This window comes from Riemerella anatipestifer (assembly GCF_009663465.1).
Classification (GTDB): Bacteria; Bacteroidota; Bacteroidia; order Flavobacteriales; family Weeksellaceae; genus Riemerella; species Riemerella anatipestifer_C.
This window is the reverse complement of record NZ_QXHU01000005.1, coordinates 121,004-145,532: the sequence shown is the minus strand read 5'-3', so window position 1 is coordinate 145,532 and position 24,529 is coordinate 121,004. Positions and strand designations below refer to the sequence as shown.

The window sequence follows — 24,529 nt, the reverse complement described above, 5'->3', positions numbered from 1 at the left end:
CTCCACCGGCAACTCCTGGTTGCCCTTTCTGAATCACTTTGTACTTGATTGGCATAAAGATTTAGTTTTTAGATGTTAGATATTAGATGTTAGTTGTTAAATTGTTCAGTCGTTAGATTGTTAATTGTTAAATGGTTGGTGGCTATTAGAGGTTGGAGGTTCAGCGGTTCAAAGTTCAAGGATTCAAAGTTTAAAGTTCTGGGAGCGTAGTTCAATAGCTCCGATGATTCCTTGAATATTTGAACTTTAAACCTTAAACTAAAGCTCTTTGAACTCATAAGAAAACGCCTTTCCCCTCTAAACACACACAAAACGAGAGGAAAGGCTAAGGCAGAAAGAAAGTGAAAACTCTCTTTCTGAACGCTAAAAGCACCCAACAAGAACAACCAAGTTGTAAGACAAAACAATGGTGCTTTTAGCAAATATTGATGAAAACTAAATTTAAAATGATATAAACGAAAAAAGCCCCCAACAGAAATTGGAGGAACATTATTTATAATTAACGATAAAAATCTAGATAAAAAGTAGTATAATACGCGTACGCACGCAACTATTCTTCTGTGTGTTTACAAAATTATTTGGAACAGCCAAATAATTTTGCAACTTTTTTACATTTTTTTGTATGTGGTTGATAGTGTATTGCATAAAGATGGGACAAATGTATAAGCTATTTTTTAGATATGCAAATTTTATAAGGTGATAATTTAGTGGGTAGAAGGTTTGTGAGGTTTAATAAAAAAATATATCTTTGCAGTTCATTTTGAGTGATATACACTTCTGAAATATAAAATAAGAATACAAAACTCTTATCCTTAGGGATTTAGGGTTTTGTTCTGTTGTGTTTCAAAGGGTTATCTATCTAATGAGAAAATTGAAAATATTTTGCACTACGCCGTGAAAAGATATACCGGAGTTGCAGTTAGAAAGTTTTTTAGGAAATAATGCCTAAATAGCTTTCTGATATTTTTAAAAAGAGTAACAAAATATTTTTAAACCAACAATCTTCTAAAAGTTTTATGAGTAAATCAAAGACGACACAAAAAGCTCAGGGAAATCAAAGAATTAATTTCTCGTCGGCTAAAGGAAGAGTGGAGACGCCAGACTTTTTGGATATCCAAATTCAATCCTTTAAGGAGTTCTTTCAGCTAGACACACTTCCGGAGCAGAGAGTGAACGAAGGACTTTACAAAACCTTCCAAGAAAATTTCCCAATTACAGATTCTAGAAACCAGTTTGTACTAGAGTTTTTAGATTACTTAGTAGATTCTCCTCGCTATTCTATAGATGAGTGTGTAGAGAGAGGGCTTACTTATTCTGTGCCATTAAAGGCAAGACTAAAATTATACTGTACAGACCCAGAGTACGATGATTTCCAAACGGTAATCCAAGATGTATATCTAGGTACAGTACCTTATATGACGCCTAGTGGTTCATTTATCATCAATGGTGCAGAGCGTGTGGTAGTAACACAGTTACATAGATCTCCAGGGGTATTCTTCGGGCAGACTTACCACGCTAATGGTACTAAATTATACTATTCTAGAATTATCCCATTTAAAGGGTCTTGGATGGAATTTACTACGGATATCAACAGCGTAATGTACGCTTATATAGACCGTAAGAAAAAATTACCATTAACCACTTTACTTAGAGCTATCGGTTACGAATCTGATAAAGAAATTCTTCAGATATTTGACTTGGCGGAAGAGGTTAAAGTGTCTAAAGCGGCTCTTAAAAAAGTAGAAGGTAGAACTTTAGCTGCTAGAGTTCTTAATACTTGGTTTGAAGATTTCGTAGATGAAGATACAGGTGAGGTAGTTTCTGTAGAAAGAAACGAGATTATCCTAGATAGAGAAACTGTTCTTGAAAAAGAACATTTAGATTTGATTTTGGAGGCTGGTGTTAAAACCATTCTAATCCATAATGAAAACACTAAGGAGTTCTCTATCATTCAAAATACATTACAAAAAGACCCTACCAACTCAGAAAAAGAAGCGGTAGAGTACATCTATCGTCAGTTGAGAAATGCAGATCCACCTGATGAAGAAACTGCAAGAGGAATTATAGAAAAGCTATTCTTCTCGGAGCAGAGATATTCTTTAGGAGAGGTAGGTCGTTATAGATTGAACAAAAAACTAGGTCTTAGCGTAGACGAAAGTGTAGAAGTACTTACTAAAGAGGACATCATTAGTATTGTAAAACACTTAATAGAGTTGGCTAACTCTAAAGCAGAGGTAGATGATATAGACCACCTTTCTAACAGAAGAATTAGAACCGTAGGGGAGCAGTTGGCAGGTCAGTTTGGAGTAGGTCTTTCTAGAATTGCAAGAACAATTCGTGAGAGAATGAATGTTCGTGATAACGAATTGTTTAGCCCAACAGATTTAGTTAACGCTAAAACATTAACATCGGTAATCAACTCGTTCTTTGGAACTAACCAGCTTTCTCAGTTTATGGATCAAACTAATCCACTTTCTGAGATTACACATAAGAGAAGATTATCAGCTTTAGGACCTGGTGGTCTTTCTAGAGAAAGAGCAGGTTTTGAGGTTCGAGATGTTCACCATACACACTACGGAAGAATTTGTCCAATCGAGACGCCAGAAGGACCGAACATTGGTTTGATTTCTTCGTTAGGTATTTATGCTAAAATCAATAATTTAGGTTTCATAGAAACGCCTTATCGTAAGGTAGAAAATGGTAAAGTAGATTTAGATGCGGCACCTATTTATCTTAATGCAGAAGATGAGGAGGCTAAAATTATTGCTCAAGCGAATGTGGAGCTTGCTGATGATGGTAAGTTTGAAACAGAGAGAATTATTGCTCGTTTAGATGGAGATTACCCAGTGGTAGAACCAGAGCAAGTAGATTTAATAGATGTAGCTCCTAACCAGATTTCTGGTATTTCGGCATCGCTTATTCCTTTCCTAGAGCACGATGATGCTAACCGTGCCTTGATGGGATCTAACATGATGCGTCAGGCAGTACCATTATTAAAACCTCAAGCACCTATCGTAGGTACAGGTCTAGAGAAGCAAGTGGCTAGAGACTCTAGAATTTTAATCAATGCTGAAGGAACAGGTGTTGTAGAATATGTAGATGCGGAGAGAATTGTTATAAAATACGATAGAACTGAAGATGAAGATATTGTAAGCTTCGAATCAGCTACTAAAACTTATCATTTAACTAAGTTCAGAAAAACTAACCAATCTACTACTATTACTCTTAAACCTATTGTAAGAGTAGGAGATACAGTAGAAAAAGGACAAGTACTTTGTGATGGTTACGCAACAGAAAACGGAGAGTTAGCATTAGGTAGAAACTTAGTGGTGGCGTTTATGCCTTGGAAAGGGTATAACTTTGAGGATGCGATTGTAATCAACGAAAAAGTAGTTCGTGAGGACTGGTTTACTTCTATCCACGTAGATGAGTATTCATTAGAGGTAAGAGATACCAAACTAGGTATGGAGGAGCTTACATCAGATATTCCGAATATCTCTGAAGATGCTACAAAAGACCTAGATGAAAACGGTATGATAAGAATCGGAGCAGAGGTAAAACCTGGTGATATTCTTATCGGTAAAATCACGCCTAAAGGAGAGTCTGATCCTACTCCAGAAGAGAAGTTATTAAGAGCTATCTTCGGTGATAAAGCAGGAGATGTAAAAGATGCTTCTTTAAAGGCAGATTCTTCATTAAGAGGGGTAGTGATAGACAAAAAGCTATTCTCTAGAAACATCAAGGATAAGAAGAAGAGAACAGAAGAGAAAATCAAGCTAGAAGAAATAGAAAACCAATATAAGACTAAGTTCAACGAGCTTAGAGCGGTTCTTTTAGATAAATTAAACACTATTGTTAATGGTAAAACATCTCAAGGAGTTAAAAACGACTTAGGAGAAGAAATCATTGGTAAAGGTGCTAAGTTCTCTATGAAACTACTTCAGTCAGTAGAAGATTATGTAAATGTAAGCGGTTCTGACTGGACAGTAGATGCAGATAAAAACGAGTTAATTAAGCAATTAATTCACAACTATAAGATTAAGTACAACGATTTACAAGGAGTTAAAAACCGTGAGAAGTACGCTATTTCAATCGGAGACGAGCTTCCTTCAGGAATCATTAAGTTGGCTAAAGTTTACATCGCTAAGAAGAGAAAGCTAAATGTAGGAGATAAGATGGCAGGGCGTCACGGTAACAAAGGTATCGTATCTAGAATCGTTCGTGAGGAAGATATGCCTTTCTTAGAAGACGGTACGCCGGTTGACATCGTTCTTAACCCACTAGGGGTACCTTCTCGTATGAACATTGGTCAGATTTACGAAACGGTACTTGGTTGGGCAGGTAAGCAATTAGGCTTGAAGTTCGCAACGCCTATCTTTGATGGTGCTAAACTAGACCAAATTACAGAGTACACCGAAAAAGCAGGGCTACCTATCTACGGAAACACTTATCTGTATGATGGTGGTACAGGGGAGAGATTTACTCAACCAGCAACTGTGGGTGTGATTTATATGTTGAAACTTGGTCACATGGTAGATGATAAGATGCATGCTCGTTCTATTGGTCCTTACTCTCTCATCACGCAGCAGCCATTAGGAGGTAAAGCTCAGTTTGGTGGTCAGCGTTTCGGAGAGATGGAGGTTTGGGCACTAGAAGCATTCGGTGCGTCTAACATCTTGAGAGAAATCCTAACAGTGAAGTCAGATGATGTGATTGGTAGAGCTAAAACTTACGAAGCTATTGCGAAAGGAGAGGCAATGCCAGAGCCTGGTATTCCAGAATCCTTCAATGTATTGCTTCACGAGTTACAAGGTTTAGGATTAGATGTAAGGTTAGAGGAATAATAGACACGAGATATGAGATACAAGATAAAAGAATACCATCTTCTCTTGGTTCTCGGTTCTCTTAATCTTTAAAAGAAACAAAATGTCAAATAAAAATAAAACAAGTAGATTTAATAAAATCTCGATAGGTTTAGCTTCACCAGAGTCTATTTTACAAGATTCAAGAGGGGAAGTATTAAAACCAGAAACCATTAACTATAGAACGCACAAACCTGAAAGAGACGGGCTTTTCTGTGAGAAAATATTCGGTCCTGTAAAGGATTACGAGTGTGCTTGTGGAAAATATAAGCGTATCCGTTATAAAGGGATTGTCTGCGACCGATGCGGTGTAGAAGTAACGGAGAAAAAAGTGCGTAGAGAGCGTATAGGGCACATCAACTTGGTAGTTCCTGTGGCTCATATTTGGTACTTCCGTTCGTTACCAAACAAGATAGGTTATCTTTTAGGATTACCATCTAAGAAGTTAGATATGATTATCTACTACGAAAGATATGTGGTAATTCAGCAAGGTATCGCTAAAAAATTAGACGGTTCTGATTTCGAGGAAATGGAATTCTTAACCGAGGAAGAATATCTAGATATTTTAGATACACTTCCTGCGGAAAATCAATACTTAGATGACTCTGACCCTAATAAGTTTATCGCTAAAATGGGAGCAGAGGCTGTGGAAGAATTATTAAAGAGAATAGATTTAGATGCTCTTTCTTATGATTTAAGACACAAAGCTCACAACGAAACATCTAAGCAAAGAAGAACAGAAGCACTTAAAAGATTATCAGTAGTAGAAGCTCTTAGAGATGCTAATACGAGAATGATTAACCGCCCAGAGTGGATGGTAATGCGTGTGCTTCCTGTAATACCACCAGAGTTAAGACCATTAGTACCACTAGATGGTGGACGTTTTGCGACATCAGACCTTAACGACCTTTACAGAAGAGTAATTATCAGAAACAACCGTCTTAAGAGACTTCTAGAAATTAAAGCTCCTGAAGTTATCTTAAGAAATGAGAAGCGTATGCTTCAAGAAGCGGTAGATTCTTTATTTGATAATACAAGAAAATCTTCTGCGGTTAAATCTGAGTCTAACAGACCATTGAAATCTCTTTCTGATTCATTAAAAGGTAAGCAAGGGCGTTTCCGTCAGAACCTACTTGGTAAAAGGGTAGACTACTCTGCTCGTTCGGTAATTGTGGTAGGTCCTACTTTACAACTACACGAGTGTGGTATCCCTAAAGATATGGCGGCAGAGCTTTATAAGCCATTCATTATTAGAAAACTAATTGAAAGAGGTATCGTAAAAACGGTAAAATCTGCGAAGAGAATTATAGATAGAAAAGAACCTGTGGTGTATGATATTCTAGAAAATGTAATGAAAGGTCACCCAGTACTTCTTAACCGTGCCCCTACGCTTCACCGTTTAGGTATTCAGGCGTTCCAGCCTAAAATGATTGAAGGTAAAGCGATACAACTACACCCATTGGTAACTACGGCATTCAACGCCGACTTTGATGGTGACCAGATGGCGGTGCACTTACCTTTAGGTCCAGAAGCTATTTTAGAGGCTCAACTTTTAATGTTAGGTTCTCAGAATATCTTGAACCCTGCTAATGGTTCTCCAATTACGGTACCTTCTCAGGACATGGTACTTGGGCTTTACTTTATGACTAAAGAAGCTCACTCTACGGAGGATTATAAAGTGAAGGGAGAAGGTTTAACTTTCTACTCTCCAGAGGAAGCAGAAATTGCATACAACGAAGGACAAGTAACGCTTAATGCTAAAGTTAAATGTAAACTCCCTGTAAAAAATGAAAACGGAGAGTTGGTAACTAAACTGATTGAAACTACTGTTGGTAGAATTTTATTCAATCAGATAGTACCTGAGCAGATAGGATTCATCAATGAACTTTTAACGAAAAAATCGTTAAGAAATGTAATTGGTAGAATCTTAGCAGAAACTGATTTCCCAACTACAGTTCAGTTCTTGGATAGAATGAAAGACCTAGGATACTCTAATGCATTCAAAGGAGGTCTATCGTTCAGCTTAGCTGATATTGTGGTGCCAGAAGAGAAGAAACAAATGATAGCTTCGGCGGTAGAAAGTGTAGATGATATTAAGGCTAACTATAATATGGGGCTTATCACTGATACTGAGCGTTATAACCAAGTAATTGATGTTTGGACAAATACGAACGCTAACCTTACCGAAATGATTATGCAGAGAATGAAGACCGACCAAGGTGGTTTCAACTCTGTATATATGATGCTAGATTCTGGTGCGAGGGGTTCTAAAGAGCAGATTCGTCAGTTATCAGGTATGCGTGGTCTAATGGCAAAACCTCAAAAAGCAGGTTCAGTAGGTGCAGAGATTATCGAAAACCCTATTGTAGCTAACTTTAAAGAGGGACTTTCTATCCTTGAATACTTTATCTCTACTCACGGTGCTCGTAAAGGTCTTGCGGATACGGCTCTTAAAACGGCGGATGCTGGTTACTTAACAAGAAGGTTGGTAGATGTGGCTCAAGACGTTATCATTACTGAAGACGATTGTGGTACATTAAGAGGTGTAGAAGTAACGCCACTTAAAAAGAATGACGAGATAGTAGAGAGATTATCTGAAAGAATTTTAGGTAGAATTTCTTTACATGATATATATGACCCAGAAACAGACGAGTTAATCGTAGAAGCTGATGTTCTTATAGATGAAGAATTAGCTAAGAAGATAGAAGAGGCTGGTATAGAGTCTGTGGAGGTTCGTTCACCTTTAACTTGTGAATCTAAGAGAGGTATCTGTGCTAAATGTTACGGTAGAAACTTAGCAACAGGTAAGATGATTCATATGGGAGAAGCTGTGGGTGTTATTGCAGCACAGTCTATTGGGGAACCTGGTACGCAGCTTACCTTGAGAACCTTCCACCAAGGGGGAACGGCAGGTAACGTTTCCGAAAATCCGTCTATCGTAGCTAAGAGAGATGGTATCGTAGAAATGGACGAAATCAGAACGGTAACTTCTGAAGATGAAGAAGGTAACCAAGCTGAAATCGTGGTGTCTCGTTCTACCGAATTCCGTTTGGTAGCAGATAATGCTAGCAGAACGCCTATTATGGTGGCGAACTTACCTTACGGTTCAATACTTTCTGTAAAGCCAGGGGATAAAGTGAAGAAAGGAGACCTTATCGCAAGATGGGATCCGTATAACGCGGTAATCATTGCCGAAACTTCTGGTAAGGTAGAGTATGAAGATATTATCAAAGGAGTGTCTTTCCAATTAGAAATTGACGAACAGACAGGCTTTGAAGAAAAGGTAATCTCTGAATCTAGAAACAAAAAGGCGGTACCTACCCTTAGAGTGGTAGATTCTAAAGGAGTAGAGCAAAAATCTTACAACTTACCTGTGGGAGCTCACTTGATGGTAAATGATGGAGAGAAGATTAAAGCTGGTAAGATTTTAATTAAAATCCCAAGAAAATCTGCAAAAGCAGGGGATATTACGGGAGGTCTTCCTAGAGTAACGGAACTTTTCGAAGCTAGAAATCCTTCTAATCCTGCGGTAGTAACCGAAATTGACGGGGTAGTATCTTACGGAAAAATAAAGAGAGGTAACCGTGAGCTTATCGTAGAGTCTAAATCTGGAGAAATTAAGAAATACTTGGTGAAGTTATCTAACCAAATCTTAGTTCAAGAAAATGACTTCGTAAGAGCAGGGTCTCCGTTGTCAGATGGTTCTGTAACGCCTAATGATATTTTAGCAATTAAAGGTCCTACAGCGGTACAAGAATATCTGGTAAACGAAATCCAAGAGGTATACCGTCTACAAGGGGTAAAAATTGATGATAAGCACTTTGAAATCATCGTTCGCCAAATGATGACGAAAGTAGAAATTGTAGATGGTGGAGATACTCAGTTCTTAGAAGGTAGTCTAGAACATAAGCAAGACTTTATCGAAGAGAACGAGAGAGTATTTGGTATGAAGGTAGTTACCGACCCGGGAGACTCTCAAGTGCTTAAAGCAGGTCAAATGATTACAGCGAGAGAATTAAGAGATGAAAACTCTAAGCTTAAGAGAGAAGACTTAAAACTGGTAGAAGTTCGTGAAGCACTTACAGCTACAGCGCACCCAGTTTTACAGGGTATCACAAGAGCGGCTCTACAAACTAAGTCATTTATGTCTGCGGCATCTTTCCAAGAAACTACTAAGGTGCTTAACGAAGCAGCGGTATCAGGTAAAGTAGATGAATTGAATGGTCTTAAAGAAAATGTAATTGTAGGACACAGAATTCCTGCAGGAACAGGTCTTAAAGATTATCAGAACTTTATTGTAGGTTCTAATAAAGAATTTGAAGATTTAAATTAATTTGAAGAAAAAATTGTTTGAAAGGTAGAAGATATTTGTTATCTTTATACCTTTCAAACTAAATAATAACTAAATAATAATTTTATGGACAACAATCAAAACCAAGATCCAAACAACATTAACATTGAACTTAACGAAATGGTAGCAGCTGGTGTATATGCTAACTTAGCTTTGGTAAACCACTCTCCATCTGAGTTTGTTTTAGACTTCATTCAGTTAATGCCAGGTGTTCAACAAGCTAAAGTAAGATCTAGAGTGATTTTAGCACCATTACACGCTAAGAGAGTTCTAAATGCTTTACAGCAAAATATTGCTAACTATGAGCAGCAGTTTGGAGAAATCAAAGAGGTTGAACCTTTTGTATTAGGTGGGAACAATACGCCTCAAGCGTAATATGCTAAATTAATTTGTATGAAAAAGTCTCACCTTCTTAAGAGGTGAGACTTTTTTGTATAAAATAATATAAAAAAATAAATTTTATGAAAAAATATCTACTCGTAATAGGTTCTTTTGTGGTTTTGATGACCAACGCACAAGAGTTAAGTGTGATAAAGAAAAGGAAAGCACTACAGGAGAATCTGAATAAGTTTAATAAGGAAACTCAAAAATTTCATAGTTTGTTGAATTCTTATGGGCAAGTTCCGCCCAATAAATATTTTGAGCAAGACCATAAGCTTACTATGAATCCGCTATCTGGAGAAGTAAATAGAGAACAGCTTAAAAAAGTATGGCAAGAACTGAAAAAAGGAAAGTTTAGAGCTAAACAAGAGATAGGATTGCTTAGTTCGTCTAGGAATTTGGAAACACTGTCCTCTTCTGTTAATAATAAACTTTGGACAGAAAGGGGACCTTATGAAGTGGGAGGGAGAACGAGAGCTATAATGTTTGATCCCAACGATGCTACGGGTAAGAAAGTTTTTGCTGGAGGAGTATCGGGAGGTTTATGGGTAAATAATGATATTACTGATCCAAATTCTGAGTGGACGCCTGTAAATGATTTTTGGGAAAATACTTCGGTGGTATGTATGGCCTTTGACCCTAATGATACCCATACTTTTTATGTAGGTACAGGAGAATCTTGTACTTATGATAATGTAGGTTCTGGAATTTGGAAAACAACAGATGGAGGGCAAACTTGGACTAATATATTTACTAAACCTGTATCCTATTTAGAAGATGTTAGAAGAGGTAATTTTTATATCAATGATATTAAAGTGAGAAATAATAATGGCATTTCAGAGGTTTATGTAGGCGTGAGTGGAGGATATAATGAAGGCTTTCAGGGGCTTTATGATGCTGGTTTATACAAGTCTGTAGATGGAGGACAAAATTTCTCAAAAGTAAGTAGTTTGATTGCGGGAAATAATGTAGGGTATTCTATTCAGCAAATTGAGATTGCTGTGGATAACTCCGTATGGGTTTCTACTAGACAGTCTATGTTTGGTAATATTTTATCTGGGGGAAAAGTTTTCAAGTCTGGAGATGGTATCAATTTTACTAATATTTATGATGCTTCTTTGCCTAACTCTAGGGTAAACTTTGCTTTATCAAGACAAGATGCCAATAAAGCGTATGTTTTAATGCAAGGAGGTGGAGACACAGAGCCTGTAAGAATACTTAAAACAATAGACGGAGGTACAACATGGGTTTCTACTAATGATACTAATGCTACTGTAACTTTACCTGTCGACCCTGATACTGGGATAGCCGCGAATGATTTTACGGGAGGTCAATCTTTTTATGATTTGATAATAGCAACAGATCCAGATAATGATGAGGTGGTTTATACGGGAGGAATTAACATTCATAAATCTACCGATGGAGCTGCAACATGGAATACACTCACGAAGTGGCATTCTTCTATTGCATTAGATAAAGTTACGATGCATGCAGATCAACATGCTATAGTATTTAATCCTGCTAATAGTTCACAAATTCTATTTGGTAATGATGGAGGTATTTACTTTGCTTCAGATAAAAATGCGATTGGGGCTAGCACAGGGATAGAAACGAGAAATAAAAGGTATAATGTAACTCAGTTTTATGATGCGGCTATAAATCCAGTTGCTAATCCAGCTAATGAAGAGATTATAGCAGGAGCGCAAGATAATGGGACACAATTATTAGATGGAGCTCCATTAGCTAATAATTTTTACGATGCTCACGAATATACTGGTGGTGATGGAGGTCAGGTGGCTTATGATGACGAAAATCAGTATATCATTAATGGATATATTAACAACAACCATTATCTTCGTTCTTACCCAACTAATAAGTTTGTTTATTTACTATCAACAGAAACAAAAAGAGAAACAACGGGACACTTTATAAATGAAATAGGATTGGATAAAAACCTAGATATATTTTATTCTTACAATACAGGGCTTAAACTTCATAGGGTGAGTGGTCTTAAATCTAATCCTCTTAAACTGGTAGAAGGGGGCGTAACAGTAGGAACTCCTGCTTCTGGAGAAGAGGTAAGTAAAATAGCAGTATCTCCGTATACTACAACATCTACCAAGTTGTTTGTGGGGTCAAATATTGGTAATTTGTATAAGGTAGTAAATGCAAATACAACTAAGCCTACTTCAACCAAATTGGTAACCCCTTTTGTGGGAAGTATATCAGATATAGAATTTGGTACTTCTGAGGATAATATAATTGTAACTATACCTAATTATGGTTCAGATGTAAGTAAAGTTTACTATACTACCGACGGAGGTAAAACATGGCTCAATAAACATGGCAATCTACCAGATATGCCTGTTAGATGTGCGTTTATGAACCCAGAAAACATCAATGAAGTTCTATTGGGTACAGAGTTAGGTATTTGGGGAACAACTAATTTCCAATCAGCTACACCTACTTGGGTACAATATTCTAATGGACTAGGAAATGTAAGAGTTACTAATATAGATTATCGTCCTTCTACCAAAACGTTACTAGCTTCTACTTATGGTAGGGGAGTATTTACATCTGTTAATGAAGATGTTGGGTTGAGTGCAAAGGAAACAAATACATTAAAAAATAATACAAGAGTTTATCCAAATCCATCTCGTGGAGAGCTTCATTTGCAATTTAATGAGCAGGAATATCATAATGTTAAAGTTTTAATATATGATGGCTCCGGTAGATTAGTATATACTCAAAACGGTGTGAAAAATGGAGAAGCGTTTTATGTAAATCTTCCGAAGGGCGTTTATGTACTTAGTGCAGAAAATCAAGGGAAGGTATTCTACACTTCAACACTAATCATTAAGTAAGATATGAAATATTTATTAAGATTTTCTTTATTACTGATGCTTTATTTTTGTAAATCACAGGAGAATAAATCTGTTAATATGAAGATAATATCTGCGGAAAAATCTTTGTGGTTTGGAGGAGTAAAAGGCGTGAGAGGCGAGCGTTATAAAGTTGTTTTATCTAGTTCACAAAAGCTAAATGTAGATTATTTTTGGTTTGAAATAGGAGGTGTTTTAATACCAACTAGAGTTAAATATTTAGAAAAAGGAGATGCTAATAGGTATTTGTTGGAAGCCAGCCATACCTATCCTAGAACCGAAATGATTTATCCTAATAAGGAAATTAGTGAAACTAATAAGGAAAATTTTAATAAATATTATATTGTATATAAAGATAGAAGATTAGACAGAGAAATTTATAAGATGGAAATAAAATCATTTGTAAATACTTCTTCTAATTTCTACCCCTAAAAATAGTATTTAAACTAATCTTAATTTCGGGTTAAGAAAAGTTAAAATAATCGACCGTCATTTACTTTTTGTAAGTAATTGACGGTTTTTTTAGGGGAAGAAATAATATGTTACAATCCCTGCAATAAGATTAGTTATGAAGTTTGTCCCAGAACAATGTCTTGAATGTTCAGATTGGCAGATGTTTTTCAGTTCGTTGTTTACTATTTCTATTACGGACCTTTTGTGCAAAATAATTTTGTCGGACAACTCATCAAAGAATTCTTCATGTTATTTCTTATGCTTGTAATGAGCTGAATTTCGTCTACAAAAAGAATTTCTGGGAGATGTATCCTTTGTCGCCGAAGATTTTACCAAATATTTGCTTGAGGAAGTTCTCATTTTTTAAGAGGCTCTCTGTTATCTACATTGGCTTGGGTAGTGCAGAAGTTTAGGATATCGCTATAGCAAAGGTTTTAGCAAACATCGTAAAAGTGGTTTTCCTGATTTGTATATTTTTTTTAACGAACGAATAAAAATTGCTCAGGTATCAAAGTTAGCATTGCTTAGTCCCTATTCACTGCGTCGGCCTCGCGTAAAATTTCCATCGGGCAGGAAATTTTACGCGAGGCTGACGGAAAAATCACGCGAGGCCGACGGAAAAAATTTGGGAGAAAAATAAAAAACTGTTATTTTCGGACAAGTGTAATTATAAAAGGTACTAATGGTATATTTTATATTTATTTAGATGGAAACGCAGGAGAAGAACAACTTGTTAAGAAATTATTAGATAAAAAATCAAGCGAAGGTGGTGTAGGAACTTTTGATAACTTTGAGGCTATATATTTTAAGAAAGATAATACAAAATAAAGATATGAAAACACCAACTTTACTACTTATCCCAATTTTATTTTTGTTCAGTAGCCTTTATGGGCAAAACGATGACGAAAAAATAAATACGATGGAAGAAACACAAATGCTATAAGAATGAAAATAAATAATACTCAAAAAGGTTTATACTTTTTTCTGACATTGTTACTCGTTGTAATCATATATTTTATTTATAACTTTACTCGTCCCATTATTATATTTCATACCTCTAATAAAGAAATAGGTTATTTAGGGAAAATAGTAACTTTAGATGGAAATATTCATAAATTGTATGTACAAAATCATATTTCACAATACAAGTTACCCCATATTTGGGATTGGGATAATGAAGATGAAGTTGCAATATTTACATATAATTATAACGATTTATTGACTAAAAAAGATATTGATTTTTGGAAATTAGAAATTTACTTAGATGAAAAAGGAAAATATAAAAAACATACCAAAATAAGATATTTTTGGTTAAAGTAAAGCTATTATAGTTATTCAGTATAGAGAATTATTAAAATAACAAATGGTAAACCTAACGAAGGTCCTATAAGTGGTAGAGGAGAACCACCTGCCTATTTACCTATTTATTTCTATATAGATGGAGATACTGGAGAAGTTATGCCTGATGGTGAGTTTGATAGGCGAGAAAATTCTGCCTACAAAACTTACAATGGTAAGAAATATAGCTATTAAGAATGGAAAATATTTGAAAAGAAATAATACCGAGAATATATAAAAAACGATGATGAAAAACCTAATCGTATATTTTTGTTTGTGTTGCTTTTGTTTAGGATGTGGACAGAATACTAAATCGCCCTCGTCTTACGAGTATTCTATGAACTTACCCCACCCAGAAATCAACAGTAACAACTTTGTAGAGGAATTAAACAAAGCGGTAAAACGCTATGATAAGGAACCACTTTATTATTTGCGTTTTAGCAAGAGCCATTGTTTTATAGAAATACTTATAAATGATGAATATGTTTATTTAGGCTATTCTATAAGTAATTTGGTAACTCCTCTTAAAGTTAGCCGAGCAATATTAAAGAGTGGTAAGCAAAAGCTTACTTATCGTTTATACCCAGTGGGTGATGCATACAAAAGAGAATATGAAGGTTTTGATGAGGAATTTACGACACTTACCGATCAGACAGCATTTTCTGTATCGGTAATAGAGATAGACAATAGGAGTGCTAAGGATTTTGACGATGAGATATTGATAGCTAAACATCATACTCCTACTGATGAAAAGGGCAATTTTATTGCATCTGGCAAACCTTATTACGAAGGGAGTTTTACCTTTACGGCAAATGTTCCTTATGAAATCAATACTTTGGATACAGCCAAAGATCTTAGTAAATTAGATAAAGAAGAACTGGAGAAAAAAGCCTTAGAGTGGAATAAAATGGTACAAAAGATTTATGAAACTAAGGATAAAGATGCGTTGGCAAGAATTTATTTTGAGGAAGAAAAAAGGAATAGTATAGCATACTATGCCACTTCTGAAGATAATCAAGAGCTTTGGGATGAGTATTTAGATGTTTTAGAAAGAAAAAATAGAATGTATAAGGAGATGAAAGATTATAAAATGTCCTATTTTTCTAATAATAGATTAGTTAGTTTGCTACATAATACGCCAGATATAAGATATGTAAATGGAGGTATATTAACTTACTTTTATACGGATGAAGATGGAGATGAACGATATGATATGGATAAACTTTATCTGTATATGCCCAAAGATTCAGAAGATTTATTTCCCTTTTAAAAAATGCTGATGAAAAACCTAATCGTATATTTTTGTTTGTGTTGCTTTTGTTTAGGATGTGGACAGAATACTAAATCGCCCTCGTCTTACAAAAAGTAAACAACACGACGGTCAATTATTTTTGAATATTGCTTAATCCGAGTTCAGGTTATTTATTATTGGCTAAAGGTTCAGATTTCTATAAATCCAAGTCTAGTTTTTTTAACTTGTACACTTTATGGGAAAGAGTCAATCTAATTGCAATTTATTAAATTCCCAAGAATTTCCATTAAAAATATTGAGGTCTACTTTTACATTAATGCCTTTTACAATACCTTTTTCTGTAAACTGCCAAAACAACCAACTATCCTCTTCCGAAGGCACTAAAACATGGTTGTAATTAGCTAACCATAGGGGATAACCTTCAAAATCACCTCTTAAATAATCTTTATAAAAATGGTAGTAAGTATAGATAATAGGTTTAGTTCCGTAGGTATCTTCCACTATTTTTAGCCAAGTCTTTATATCTTCTTTGTACTGTTTTATAGATTTTTTTCTAGGTATTTTTTCTATATCTAGCACGGGACGAAGGTCGCCTTTTTCCAACTTCACTTGGTTTAAAAAATTATTAGCTTGTAAAACAGGATCTTCATCTGGACGATAAAAATGATAAGCTCCTCTTGTATAATTGTATTTTTTTGTTTGAGTCCAAAAGTAATCAAAATGTTTGTCTTTAGAACGATTTCCCATAGTTGCCCTTAGAACAATGAAATCAATATTTATGGCATCATTTGCAATACTTAGGCTATCCCATTCTATATCTTCTTTTTTTTGATAATGAGATATATCTATACCAAATATTTTATCCTGATATTCGGTAATAATGGTATTTATTCTTCTAGTTTCTGAAATGGAATTTTCTAGTTTTTTATGCTGGTGTTTTTTGAAGTACATGGCATAGTAAAAGAAAATTTTATTTTTAATATAAATACCTGTACCAACTAAAGCTATAGATATTACAAATAGTAACAACCATTTGTAAATCTTTTTTTTATTTCTTTTTTTGCTTATGTTGTTTTTTTTTCTAACTCTAGAGTTGTATCTTCGTTTCGACATAACACTTACAAAGCTAAGTATAAATTTATTATAATTTACTGTTGTACATTTTAATTTTAGAAATACTAACTTTAAATTATTGATATTGCGATTGAAATATTCTTTATTGATGAATAGCACAATAGTTAAAAAGTGGTTATTTTAGCCTTTGAAATTCTCAAATGTCTTAGTATAATTTCTTCTAATTAAACTGGTCATAGAGTTGCGAGATGAAGGGAAACTTCTTCTACTGTTCCTTAGATAAATGAAATTGAGGCTTGTAATGCTTTGGGTTTAGTCTTTCAGGTGCTTCTAGTGCTATCCTTGTGTAATTGAACAAATCTATTTGGATTTCTGGGGATAAACCTTTGTCGCCAAGAGTGGTGCAATCGGATAACTGCCTCTAGATATCTTTTAACTTCGGATAAACTTATTGCTTTTAGTTGTGAATTGCTTTCAATTTTTACTATCTTTGTGATAGTTCGCAACGAATATGGGTGTAGGATTAACGAGCTTTTTGTTGTGAATTGCTTTCAAAATTACTATCTTTGTGATAGTTCGCAACAGGTATTTATATCTGTCTTTTTTTTGTTTAGTTGTGAATTGCTTTCAAAATTACTATCTTTGTGATAGTTCGCAACGTTACCAATATTCCCTGTAAGATTCATTTTGTTGTGAATTGCTTTCAAAATTACTATCTTTGTGATAGTTCGCAACAATTTACACACTGATTTTCCATAATATTGTGTTGTGAATTGCTTTCAAAATTACTATCTTTGTGATAGTTCGCAACAAGCTATAAAAACAATTCACTCTCTTTGTTGTTGTGAATTGCTTTCAAAATTACTATCTTTGTGATAGTTCGCAACCCTTGCCTATACCTTCGCACCTTGTGGGCTGTTGTGAATTGCTTTCAAAATTACTATCTTTGTGATAGTTCGCAACGATAAAACAATTTGAAAAAATAGAAAATAAGTTGTGAATTGCTTTCAAAATTACTATCTTTGTGATAGTTCGCAACCTCCAGATAAATTGCTTCTTTCTCTTTGGTGTTGTGAATTGCTTTCAAAATTACTATCTTTGTGATAGTTCGCAACTCCATAAATCAAGTTCTGGAAAATGAACGGGTTGTGAATTGCTTTCAAAATTACTATCTTTGTGATAGTTCGCAACCGAAATGTTATAGTTATGAAAAATCTTAAAGTTGTGAATTGCTTTCAAAATTACTATCTTTGTGATAGTTCGCAACAAAGATACTTTGTCATTGAAAAATCGTGTGGTTGTGAATTGCTTTCAAAATTACTATCTTTGTGATAGTTCGCAACTCTTTTTGATTACTCTTCCTCATTTTATAAGTTGTGAATTGCTTTCAAAATTACTATCTTTGTGATAGTTCGCAACTTTGAATCCCATCTTTTCAGTTGGGCGAAAGTTGTGAATTGCTTTCAAAATTACTATCTTTGTGATAGTTCGCAACAGGAACAATAGCGTTAGAAATCGCTTTGATGTTGTGAATTGCTTTCAAAATTACTATCTTTGTGATAGTTCGCAACTAGTGATGATTTGTTAAAAAATGACGGTTCGTTGTGAATTGCTTTCAAAATTACTATCTTTGTGATAGTTCGCAACCCGATTTAGCGAAATAACTCCGAAGCAACTGTTGTGAATTGCTTTCAAAATTACTATCTTTGTGATAGTTCGCAACTTAACGCCTGAACTTCGGAAGCGGAACACTGTTGTGAATTGCTTTCAAAATTACTATCTTTGTGATAGTTCGCAACAATTACAATCTTTTCCTTCAAAATTTTTAAGTTGTGAATTGCTTTCAAAATTACTATCTTTGTGATAGTTCGCAACAGAAGACATTTTGTCCTCCGTAGGGCTTTCGTTGTGAATTGCTTTCAAAATTACTATCTTTGTGATAGTTCGCAACTTTCTTAGAAAAATGGTCTGATGTTTTCCAGTTGTGAATTGCTTTCAAAATTACTATCTTTGTGATAGTTCGCAACGTTGGCTGGAATGAGATATAAACAATGAATGTTGTGAATTGCTTTCAAAATTACTATCTTTGTGATAGTTCGCAACAATAGTAAGGTTTACCATTAAAATCACTTTGTTGTGAATTGCTTTCAAAATTACTATCTTTGTGATAGTTCGCAACCTCAAAAAATAAACCCGTTGTTTTTCAATGGGTTTTGCTTTTTATTAGGATTAGATTTTTCACTATTTCTTGTCTATTTTTACTTTAGTAAATCCTTTTTTTCTGTTTCTAAAAAAGTTCTAATTGCTGATAGGTTGGTTTGGGTTCTTCTTTAGCTCTCGCAAAGAAAATTTCTATATCTCCAAACTGTTTATCTGTAATACTCATGATAGCCACCTTACCGTGTTTGGGAAGTATTGATTTTACTCTTTTGATGTGTACTTCTGCATTTTCACGACTTGGACAATGCCTTATGTAAATGGAAAATTGGAAAAGGCTAAAGCCATCGTCCTCCAAGCGTTTTCTAAAAAGTTGAGCTGCTTTCCGCATCGCTTTAGTTTCTGTTGGTAAATCATATAGCACCATAACCCACATAACTCTATAAGCATTAAAACGATTAAACTTCATAAAACTCAGGTACAGCTATTTGTCTTTTTTCTCCGGTATAACATTTATAAACAGAAACTACACTCATTTTTACAGCTACGATTAAAGGTCTTAGCTTATTTTCAATTCTCACATCTAAAGTCGCTATATTTAGCATAAATGCTTTAAAATCTTTGGTTAACTCTTCACTTTCAGGGTGATTTTCTAACCATTCCATTACCAAAAAATCTACAAACGGACGGTAAGGTTCCATTAAATCGTCTGCCAAGCAGTAAGGATTATATTTATTCTTATGAAAAATCCCCAATACAGGCAACAGCCCCGTTTCTACTATCGCTCTTGCCACAATGCTTCTCAGCACCGCATAACCAAAGTTAAAAAATTGATTAGGCGATTCGCCAAATCGTTCTCTTAAAAAATCAGGGGCAATCAAATATTTCCAATAATGTTGTGCCGCGATCCCCTCCATATTAGTAGTATCTCCACTTTTCACTTGTTCTTTGTACTCCAGCATAGGTTCGTAGTAGTTCCCTAAACGCTTTAAAACTTCTGATTGGTTATTGATTTTACTCTCAACAACTTGTTTCCAAAGGTTTTTCTTTAAAGGTTCGCTGGCTTCAAGCTGATATTTCACCCGTTCAGAATATTCGGAGTGCCCATACAAAGGTAACATTATGCCGTGAGGTAAATGATGAGCATCACAACTGATAACCACCACATTATTTCCCATCAACCATTGAATGAGCTGATGAGAAATCGTGATTTGAAAATGGTCGAGCATCAATAGTCCCAAATCTTCAACAGGAATACTCCCTTTTTCTACCTTTGTCTCCGGACAAATGATTTTCATTTGCTGGTCTTTTAACTTGAGGTAGGCAGGATTGCCAATATAGATAGAACGGTAAAGCATAATCCATTATTTTTAATATTCTCCCACTTGAACTATTTTTCCTATATGGTTAATACGAACTTTTTTGATGTTTTTCAGAGGTTCTGTACTTCTAATAGATTTATATGCTATATCATTTAATTCTTTTACCTCTTGAACATTGGTCTCTAAATGATGTCGAAACATATAATTTTTTGTCGCTAATTTCTGAACTCTAAACAAATATTGACTAATTTTTTTAACATTATTCTCATCTAATAAATCAATCTCATTTATATCAAAATCATCATTAGGAAAAACAAACATTTCATTTTGTTTCATGGTAAATAAAAACTTCCATCCTAAATCTTCATTTAATCCTTTATCAACAACAGGTAAGCCTTGATTTGCTCTTGCTACTGCTTCATAAAGCGACACTACTTTTTCTTGCAGTTTACCTTTTTCATCCTCATAAATAGCGACATGATGATTATTCCCCGTACTCACAAAATCCGCAGGTATAGGGTTTCCGTTATCGTCCAAAATTTCCCTGCCTAAATGGTCTTTTTGATGGTGTAGAGCTTCGGCGTTACTTACTCCTGTAATGGTTACTCGCTTGATGCAAATTCCTTTTTCCTTGTTGAGCCATATCGGATTTTTATCCAAATCTGAAAAGGCTTCTTTTGCATTACCTCCAAAATCTTTTTTGCGTTGCTCTAAAATAGCTTTTATTTTTTCATCCACCACCTTTTCAATCTTTAAATCAGGAGTAATGTCTTTTCTAATCGTAAAAATTTCCTCAAAACACAACACTTCTTTCAAAGGTTCACCATTTTTAAGTAATGGCATTTTTTTGAGTGTTTTTGTATCAAAAGCAACTGCTGGGTTGTTGTCAAATTGAGCTAAATGACGAAGCACCAATTCTTTTTCCTGTACATTGATAATAAGTTGAGCCTGTTCTAAACTAAAATTTTTATTGATTTTAGTAGACTTATTCATCGGTCTTTTGGACTTTCCATAAACTGTTTCTTTATGTAATTGTCCTCGTGGCGTTAGTTGTTCTTTGGTATTGTGGCCTGACTTTTTCTTGGTTTTATTGATGTTTTTGGTGTAAACCTTATTTTTATTTTTAATCGAAACCAAAATGGTTTCTATATGCTTTTTGGCTTCCTCTCTAAAGTTAGGCATTGGTGGAATAAATTTTCGGTTTTTATTCACCACTTCCGTAATGGTATTTTTAAGTCCGTATAACTTACTCAATTCCAAATCTACCTCATCGCCCTTTAATGAATGTATCGTGTTTAGATTATTAAGATACTGCACATGACTTTTTGTGGTAAAAGCCACCGTTAGTGCATCCATTGCGTGGTGTCTATGGTCGTTTCGTTTTGTCCAATCGGTAATTACTTCTACTTTTTTTGTTTTTTCTTGCCCAATATCATAACGCTCCTCTATCTCTGTCAGTCCTAAAGCCTTATATTTAGGAAAATTCAATTCTTTCATCACATTGATTAAATCCCAATCTTCACGCAGTCTATCGGTAATACTTCCAGAGGTAACATTCACATCCTTAAACACTTGATATAACATCGCCTTTGCTTTTTTAGCAATGTATTGGCTATTACGCAAATCTCTTTCAATAAATCCATCGGGCAGATTTTTTTGAGCCATCAAGAGTTTATTTCTTTTGCCTTTGGAAATAGTTCCTTTGGCGTTATTATAAAGCGTTTCTACCCGCTGGATATAATCGTCAAGTGTTGCATTATAATCACTTTCTATAAAATCATAAGCCGTTCGGTCTGCTTTTTTAAGATTGGTTTCCCTAAAAGCTAAAGTTTTATTAGAGAAAGAATCATCAAATAATAATGCCTTCGGAATAATGTGTTCTATATCTATTTTTGATGAAAATAAATCTTCCTTTTTAATTTGTTTACCAGTAAAAACATCTTTATAGGCTAAAGGTGCTAACTCTTCCCATAAACGATAACGAACCACATCGCTTTTAGTAGGGTTAGAAATACCAAATTCTTTAGTAATGCGTTTTTTAATATCTTCATTTCTTCGTGTGGCTTCGTTGATGCCTTTGGTCATTTCAGCTCGTTCCTCTGCACTTTTTTTCAGTTCTCTGGCTAATTCAATACGCACTTCATCGGGTTTGCCATAGGTTTCAATCACTTGATTAACTACATTAATCATTTGGTTAAGTATTTTTTCCACCACAGGATTGCGTAAGCTGTTTTTAGGTAAAAGTTCTAATTTATCCAACAATTCTCTATTATCATTTTCTTCTTTAGTCAAACTATTAGAATGATTATACCCTGCTAATGCACAGGCTTCTGAATAATCGTTTCCGTCTATAAGATACGGAATGATTTTACGCATCGCTTTGGTTGATAAATTTCCGTAATCATCTTGCAAGGACACATTCGCTATCCATTTGGCATATTCGGGAGTAAAACCAAATTTTTCACAAAGTTTCTTTTTTAAACTGACTGCAGAGTTCCCGTAAATGATTTGGTCTTCTTCGTTGATTTTATCATCTTCCTCGGCAGAATACAACAAATGCCACAATTGATAAGAGGCTTGATTTTCAAATTCTTTTCCGTCTAACTCTGCATTAAAATCTAAAATATTAGCCTGAATACCTATTTGTGGAAATACTGCTTTTAATTCCTCCTTAATCTCTTGAGCTGATTTTTTAGTCCAATCACCATAGCCCTCATTCTCTGCAATTTGCTGATAGATATTGAATAAAGCGGCATTGGTTCGGTTGCCTTCCAAACCTTCTGAAAAATTCGTTTTGTATTCTTTATCTTTTAAACCTAAAATTTGTAACATCTCTTTTTGTGAGAGATTTCCTCTTAAGTTTAATTCTTCAAACAATAATTTTCGCTCATCATCACTTAAAGTCTCTGTTTCCTTTTTATTCTTTGAAGCTCCCTCACTAATTTTTGTTACCTCTAAATTATTGATATTCTGCCATATTTTAAATTCTTGAAATAGCGGAGAAGATTTAGGAGCAACACGCCTACCTACCGTTTGCCTTTTGGGTAGTTGGGTGGTTTTATTGAGAATAACATTGCCATTTTCGTCTTTTCGTTCTATTTCCCAACTTTCAAACTGGCAGAAACTCAATAAACCTTTTTGAGATTTTAATTTTCGTTGATAAAAAATGACCACATCACGAATTTGCTCCTTTAAGGCAAGTGTTAATTGTGGGTGAAATTGAGCTTGTATTTCCCAAATTTGCTCAAATTCATCTAAATAATCTTGACGATAGAAAACTTGGTTCTTTAGTGAAGTATGCGGATTTTTCTGTATTTGTTTCCAAAGGTTTTCGCCTACGGTTTCTTTATTAAAATACAATTCCTTGCTTCTATCTGAAATCGCCCCTAAATACCCACTGGATTTATTTAAGTCGCTATTGATTTCCTGTAAAACAATCGCTAACAACTCCAAATCTAATTTTCGAGCTAAACCTTCTGCACGCAGTTGGTATTTTTTTAGTTTCAAATCAGCACCTTTTTCAGAAAGCTTAATTCCTTCAATAGCAAAAGGTTCTTTACAAATAGCCCAGGTTTGACTTTTATTTTTTCCTTTCAACTCTTTATACAATTCATCTAAAAGAACCTGAGAGTAAAACTGCTTTTGATATTTCCAAATGCTGTCAAATTCCGCTTGCAAATCCGAGCGATAGAAATCAGGCACATATTTTTTACCTTTTGATAGCAATTCATAGGCGTACTGCCCTGGCGTTAAGTTTTCGTCATACAACTTTTTAGCTACTGCCATACCATCAACCGCTTGTCCTTCTTCTTCATTATTTACTTTTCTACTGCTTCTGTAGCCTCTCTTTTTGTTAATCGCTAAAAATACACGGGCTAAATCTTCTAATTCTATTCGTTCTCTCGCTGCCTTGGCTCTTAACTCTAAAGTTTGATGGGTGGTATTTTTACCAATTTCGGTTAGTGGTGTATCTTTATCAATCAACTGATTTTTAATCAACAAGTCTATTAAATTTTTTCTTCTGAGTTTATAGCGTTGTAAATTTCTTCTTGCACTTCTTTTAGCTGTTCTATCGGCATTGGTGGATAAGGGTCTCCCTGCTTCAAAATTTGTTTTTTCATCTACCGTTAGAGGATTTACACGAACGCCTAACTTAATAATTTCAGATTTCTCACCCTCTTTTTGCGCTTCTCTAACCAACGCCCAACCGATAGAGTTGGTTCCTAAGTCTAATCCAAGTATGATTTTCATTTTTAGTATATTAATTTTTAAACAATAATAATCTTTATTTTCGTGTATAAATTTAATAAATATTTTGTCATTATGATATTTATATCTAAATTTGTACCTGAAAGCAATTCACAATAAGGAAGATTCCGTTGTGAGAACATTTATTACGGGGGCTAATAACAGTACCTCGTTTTTTATTATATATTCTTCTCTAAAAAAACAATTTA

Annotated in this window: 12 protein-coding genes and 1 CRISPR repeat array; of the genes, 7 read left to right on the top strand and 5 right to left on the bottom strand. The window is 34.7% G+C overall.

Translation table 11 applies throughout. From position 1 onward, the window contains the following. The first annotated feature begins 1,016 nt into the window (after positions 1–1,016). The 5 genes from rpoB (at position 1,017) to D1003_RS08200 (ending at position 12,908) form a co-directional block, all read left to right on the top strand. A complete protein-coding gene (gene rpoB / locus D1003_RS08220; RefSeq protein ID WP_153936422.1) occupies positions 1,017–4,844 on the top strand; it encodes a DNA-directed RNA polymerase subunit beta in 3,828 nt (1,275 codons plus the stop codon). An 82-nt stretch (positions 4,845–4,926) separates the two neighbouring features. Further along, entirely contained in the window at positions 4,927–9,195 is a 4,269-nt protein-coding gene (rpoC, locus tag D1003_RS08215; protein ID WP_153936421.1) for a DNA-directed RNA polymerase subunit beta', read from the top strand. 84 nt (positions 9,196–9,279) lie between these two features. Then, positions 9,280–9,588, top strand: a complete 309-nt coding sequence (locus D1003_RS08210) for a DUF3467 domain-containing protein (protein ID WP_004916801.1) — start codon at positions 9,280–9,282, stop codon at positions 9,586–9,588. A gap of 86 nt (positions 9,589–9,674) precedes the next feature. Further along, a complete protein-coding gene (locus tag D1003_RS08205; RefSeq protein WP_153936420.1) occupies positions 9,675–12,458 on the top strand; it encodes a T9SS type A sorting domain-containing protein in 2,784 nt (927 codons plus the stop codon). A 3-nt stretch (positions 12,459–12,461) separates the two neighbouring features. Continuing rightward, positions 12,462–12,908 carry a hypothetical protein gene (locus D1003_RS08200; protein WP_152908193.1) on the top strand — a complete coding sequence of 149 codons (447 nt, stop codon included), beginning with the start codon at positions 12,462–12,464 and terminating at the stop codon, positions 12,906–12,908. 90 nt (positions 12,909–12,998) lie between these two features. On the opposite strand, the gene D1003_RS11105 is transcribed toward D1003_RS08200, so the two are convergent. Continuing rightward, positions 12,999–13,139, bottom strand: a complete 141-nt coding sequence (locus tag D1003_RS11105) for a transposase (protein WP_221410925.1) — start codon at positions 13,137–13,139, stop codon at positions 12,999–13,001. A gap of 735 nt (positions 13,140–13,874) precedes the next feature. On the opposite strand from D1003_RS11105, the gene D1003_RS08190 reads away from it, so the two are divergent. Together D1003_RS08190 and D1003_RS08185 are read left to right on the top strand one after the other, a co-directional pair. Next, complete coding sequence (locus D1003_RS08190) at positions 13,875–14,249, top strand: hypothetical protein (RefSeq protein ID WP_153936419.1); 375 nt, start codon at positions 13,875–13,877, stop codon at positions 14,247–14,249. A 262-nt stretch (positions 14,250–14,511) separates the two neighbouring features. Then, entirely contained in the window at positions 14,512–15,537 is a 1,026-nt protein-coding gene (locus D1003_RS08185; RefSeq protein WP_153936418.1) for a hypothetical protein, read from the top strand. A 228-nt stretch (positions 15,538–15,765) separates the two neighbouring features. On the opposite strand, the gene D1003_RS08180 is transcribed toward D1003_RS08185, so the two are convergent. From D1003_RS08180 to cas9, 4 genes are all read right to left on the bottom strand, one after another. After that, a complete protein-coding gene (locus D1003_RS08180) occupies positions 15,766–16,632 on the bottom strand; it encodes a glycoside hydrolase family 25 protein (protein WP_153936417.1) in 867 nt (288 codons plus the stop codon). A 498-nt stretch (positions 16,633–17,130) separates the two neighbouring features. Then, positions 17,131–18,772: direct repeats of the CRISPR family, unit length 46 nt; unit sequence GTTGTGAATTGCTTTCAAAATTACTATCTTTGTGATAGTTCGCAAC. A 108-nt stretch (positions 18,773–18,880) separates the two neighbouring features. Then, a complete protein-coding gene (gene cas2, locus D1003_RS08175) occupies positions 18,881–19,219 on the bottom strand; it encodes a CRISPR-associated endonuclease Cas2 (RefSeq protein WP_004918211.1) in 339 nt (112 codons plus the stop codon). Then, complete coding sequence (gene cas1, locus D1003_RS08170) at positions 19,209–20,108, bottom strand: type II CRISPR-associated endonuclease Cas1 (protein ID WP_153936416.1); 900 nt, start codon at positions 20,106–20,108, stop codon at positions 19,209–19,211. Before cas1 ends, cas2 begins: the two co-directional genes overlap by 11 nt. 12 nt (positions 20,109–20,120) lie before the next feature. After that, a complete protein-coding gene (gene cas9, locus D1003_RS08165; RefSeq protein WP_153936415.1) occupies positions 20,121–24,323 on the bottom strand; it encodes a type II CRISPR RNA-guided endonuclease Cas9 in 4,203 nt (1,400 codons plus the stop codon). Positions 24,324–24,529 lie beyond the last annotated feature (206 nt).

What these genes read in the sequence shown, in the direction of transcription:
- D1003_RS08200 (WP_152908193.1), top strand. Translation starts at nt 12,462, where the DNA reads ATGAAATATTTATTAAGATTTTCTTTATTACTGATGCTTTATTTTTGT.
- rpoB (WP_153936422.1), top strand. Translation starts at nt 1,017, where the DNA reads ATGAGTAAATCAAAGACGACACAAAAAGCTCAGGGAAATCAAAGAATT.
- cas1 (WP_153936416.1), bottom strand. Translation starts at nt 20,108, where the DNA reads ATGCTTTACCGTTCTATCTATATTGGCAATCCTGCCTACCTCAAGTTA.
- D1003_RS08180 (WP_153936417.1), bottom strand. Translation starts at nt 16,632, where the DNA reads ATGTCGAAACGAAGATACAACTCTAGAGTTAGAAAAAAAAACAACATA.
- rpoC (WP_153936421.1), top strand. Translation starts at nt 4,927, where the DNA reads ATGTCAAATAAAAATAAAACAAGTAGATTTAATAAAATCTCGATAGGT.
- D1003_RS08190 (WP_153936419.1), top strand. Translation starts at nt 13,875, where the DNA reads ATGAAAATAAATAATACTCAAAAAGGTTTATACTTTTTTCTGACATTG.
- D1003_RS08210 (WP_004916801.1), top strand. Translation starts at nt 9,280, where the DNA reads ATGGACAACAATCAAAACCAAGATCCAAACAACATTAACATTGAACTT.
- D1003_RS08185 (WP_153936418.1), top strand. Translation starts at nt 14,512, where the DNA reads ATGATGAAAAACCTAATCGTATATTTTTGTTTGTGTTGCTTTTGTTTA.
- cas9 (WP_153936415.1), bottom strand. Translation starts at nt 24,323, where the DNA reads ATGAAAATCATACTTGGATTAGACTTAGGAACCAACTCTATCGGTTGG.
- cas2 (WP_004918211.1), bottom strand. Translation starts at nt 19,219, where the DNA reads ATGAAGTTTAATCGTTTTAATGCTTATAGAGTTATGTGGGTTATGGTG.
- D1003_RS08205 (WP_153936420.1), top strand. Translation starts at nt 9,675, where the DNA reads ATGAAAAAATATCTACTCGTAATAGGTTCTTTTGTGGTTTTGATGACC.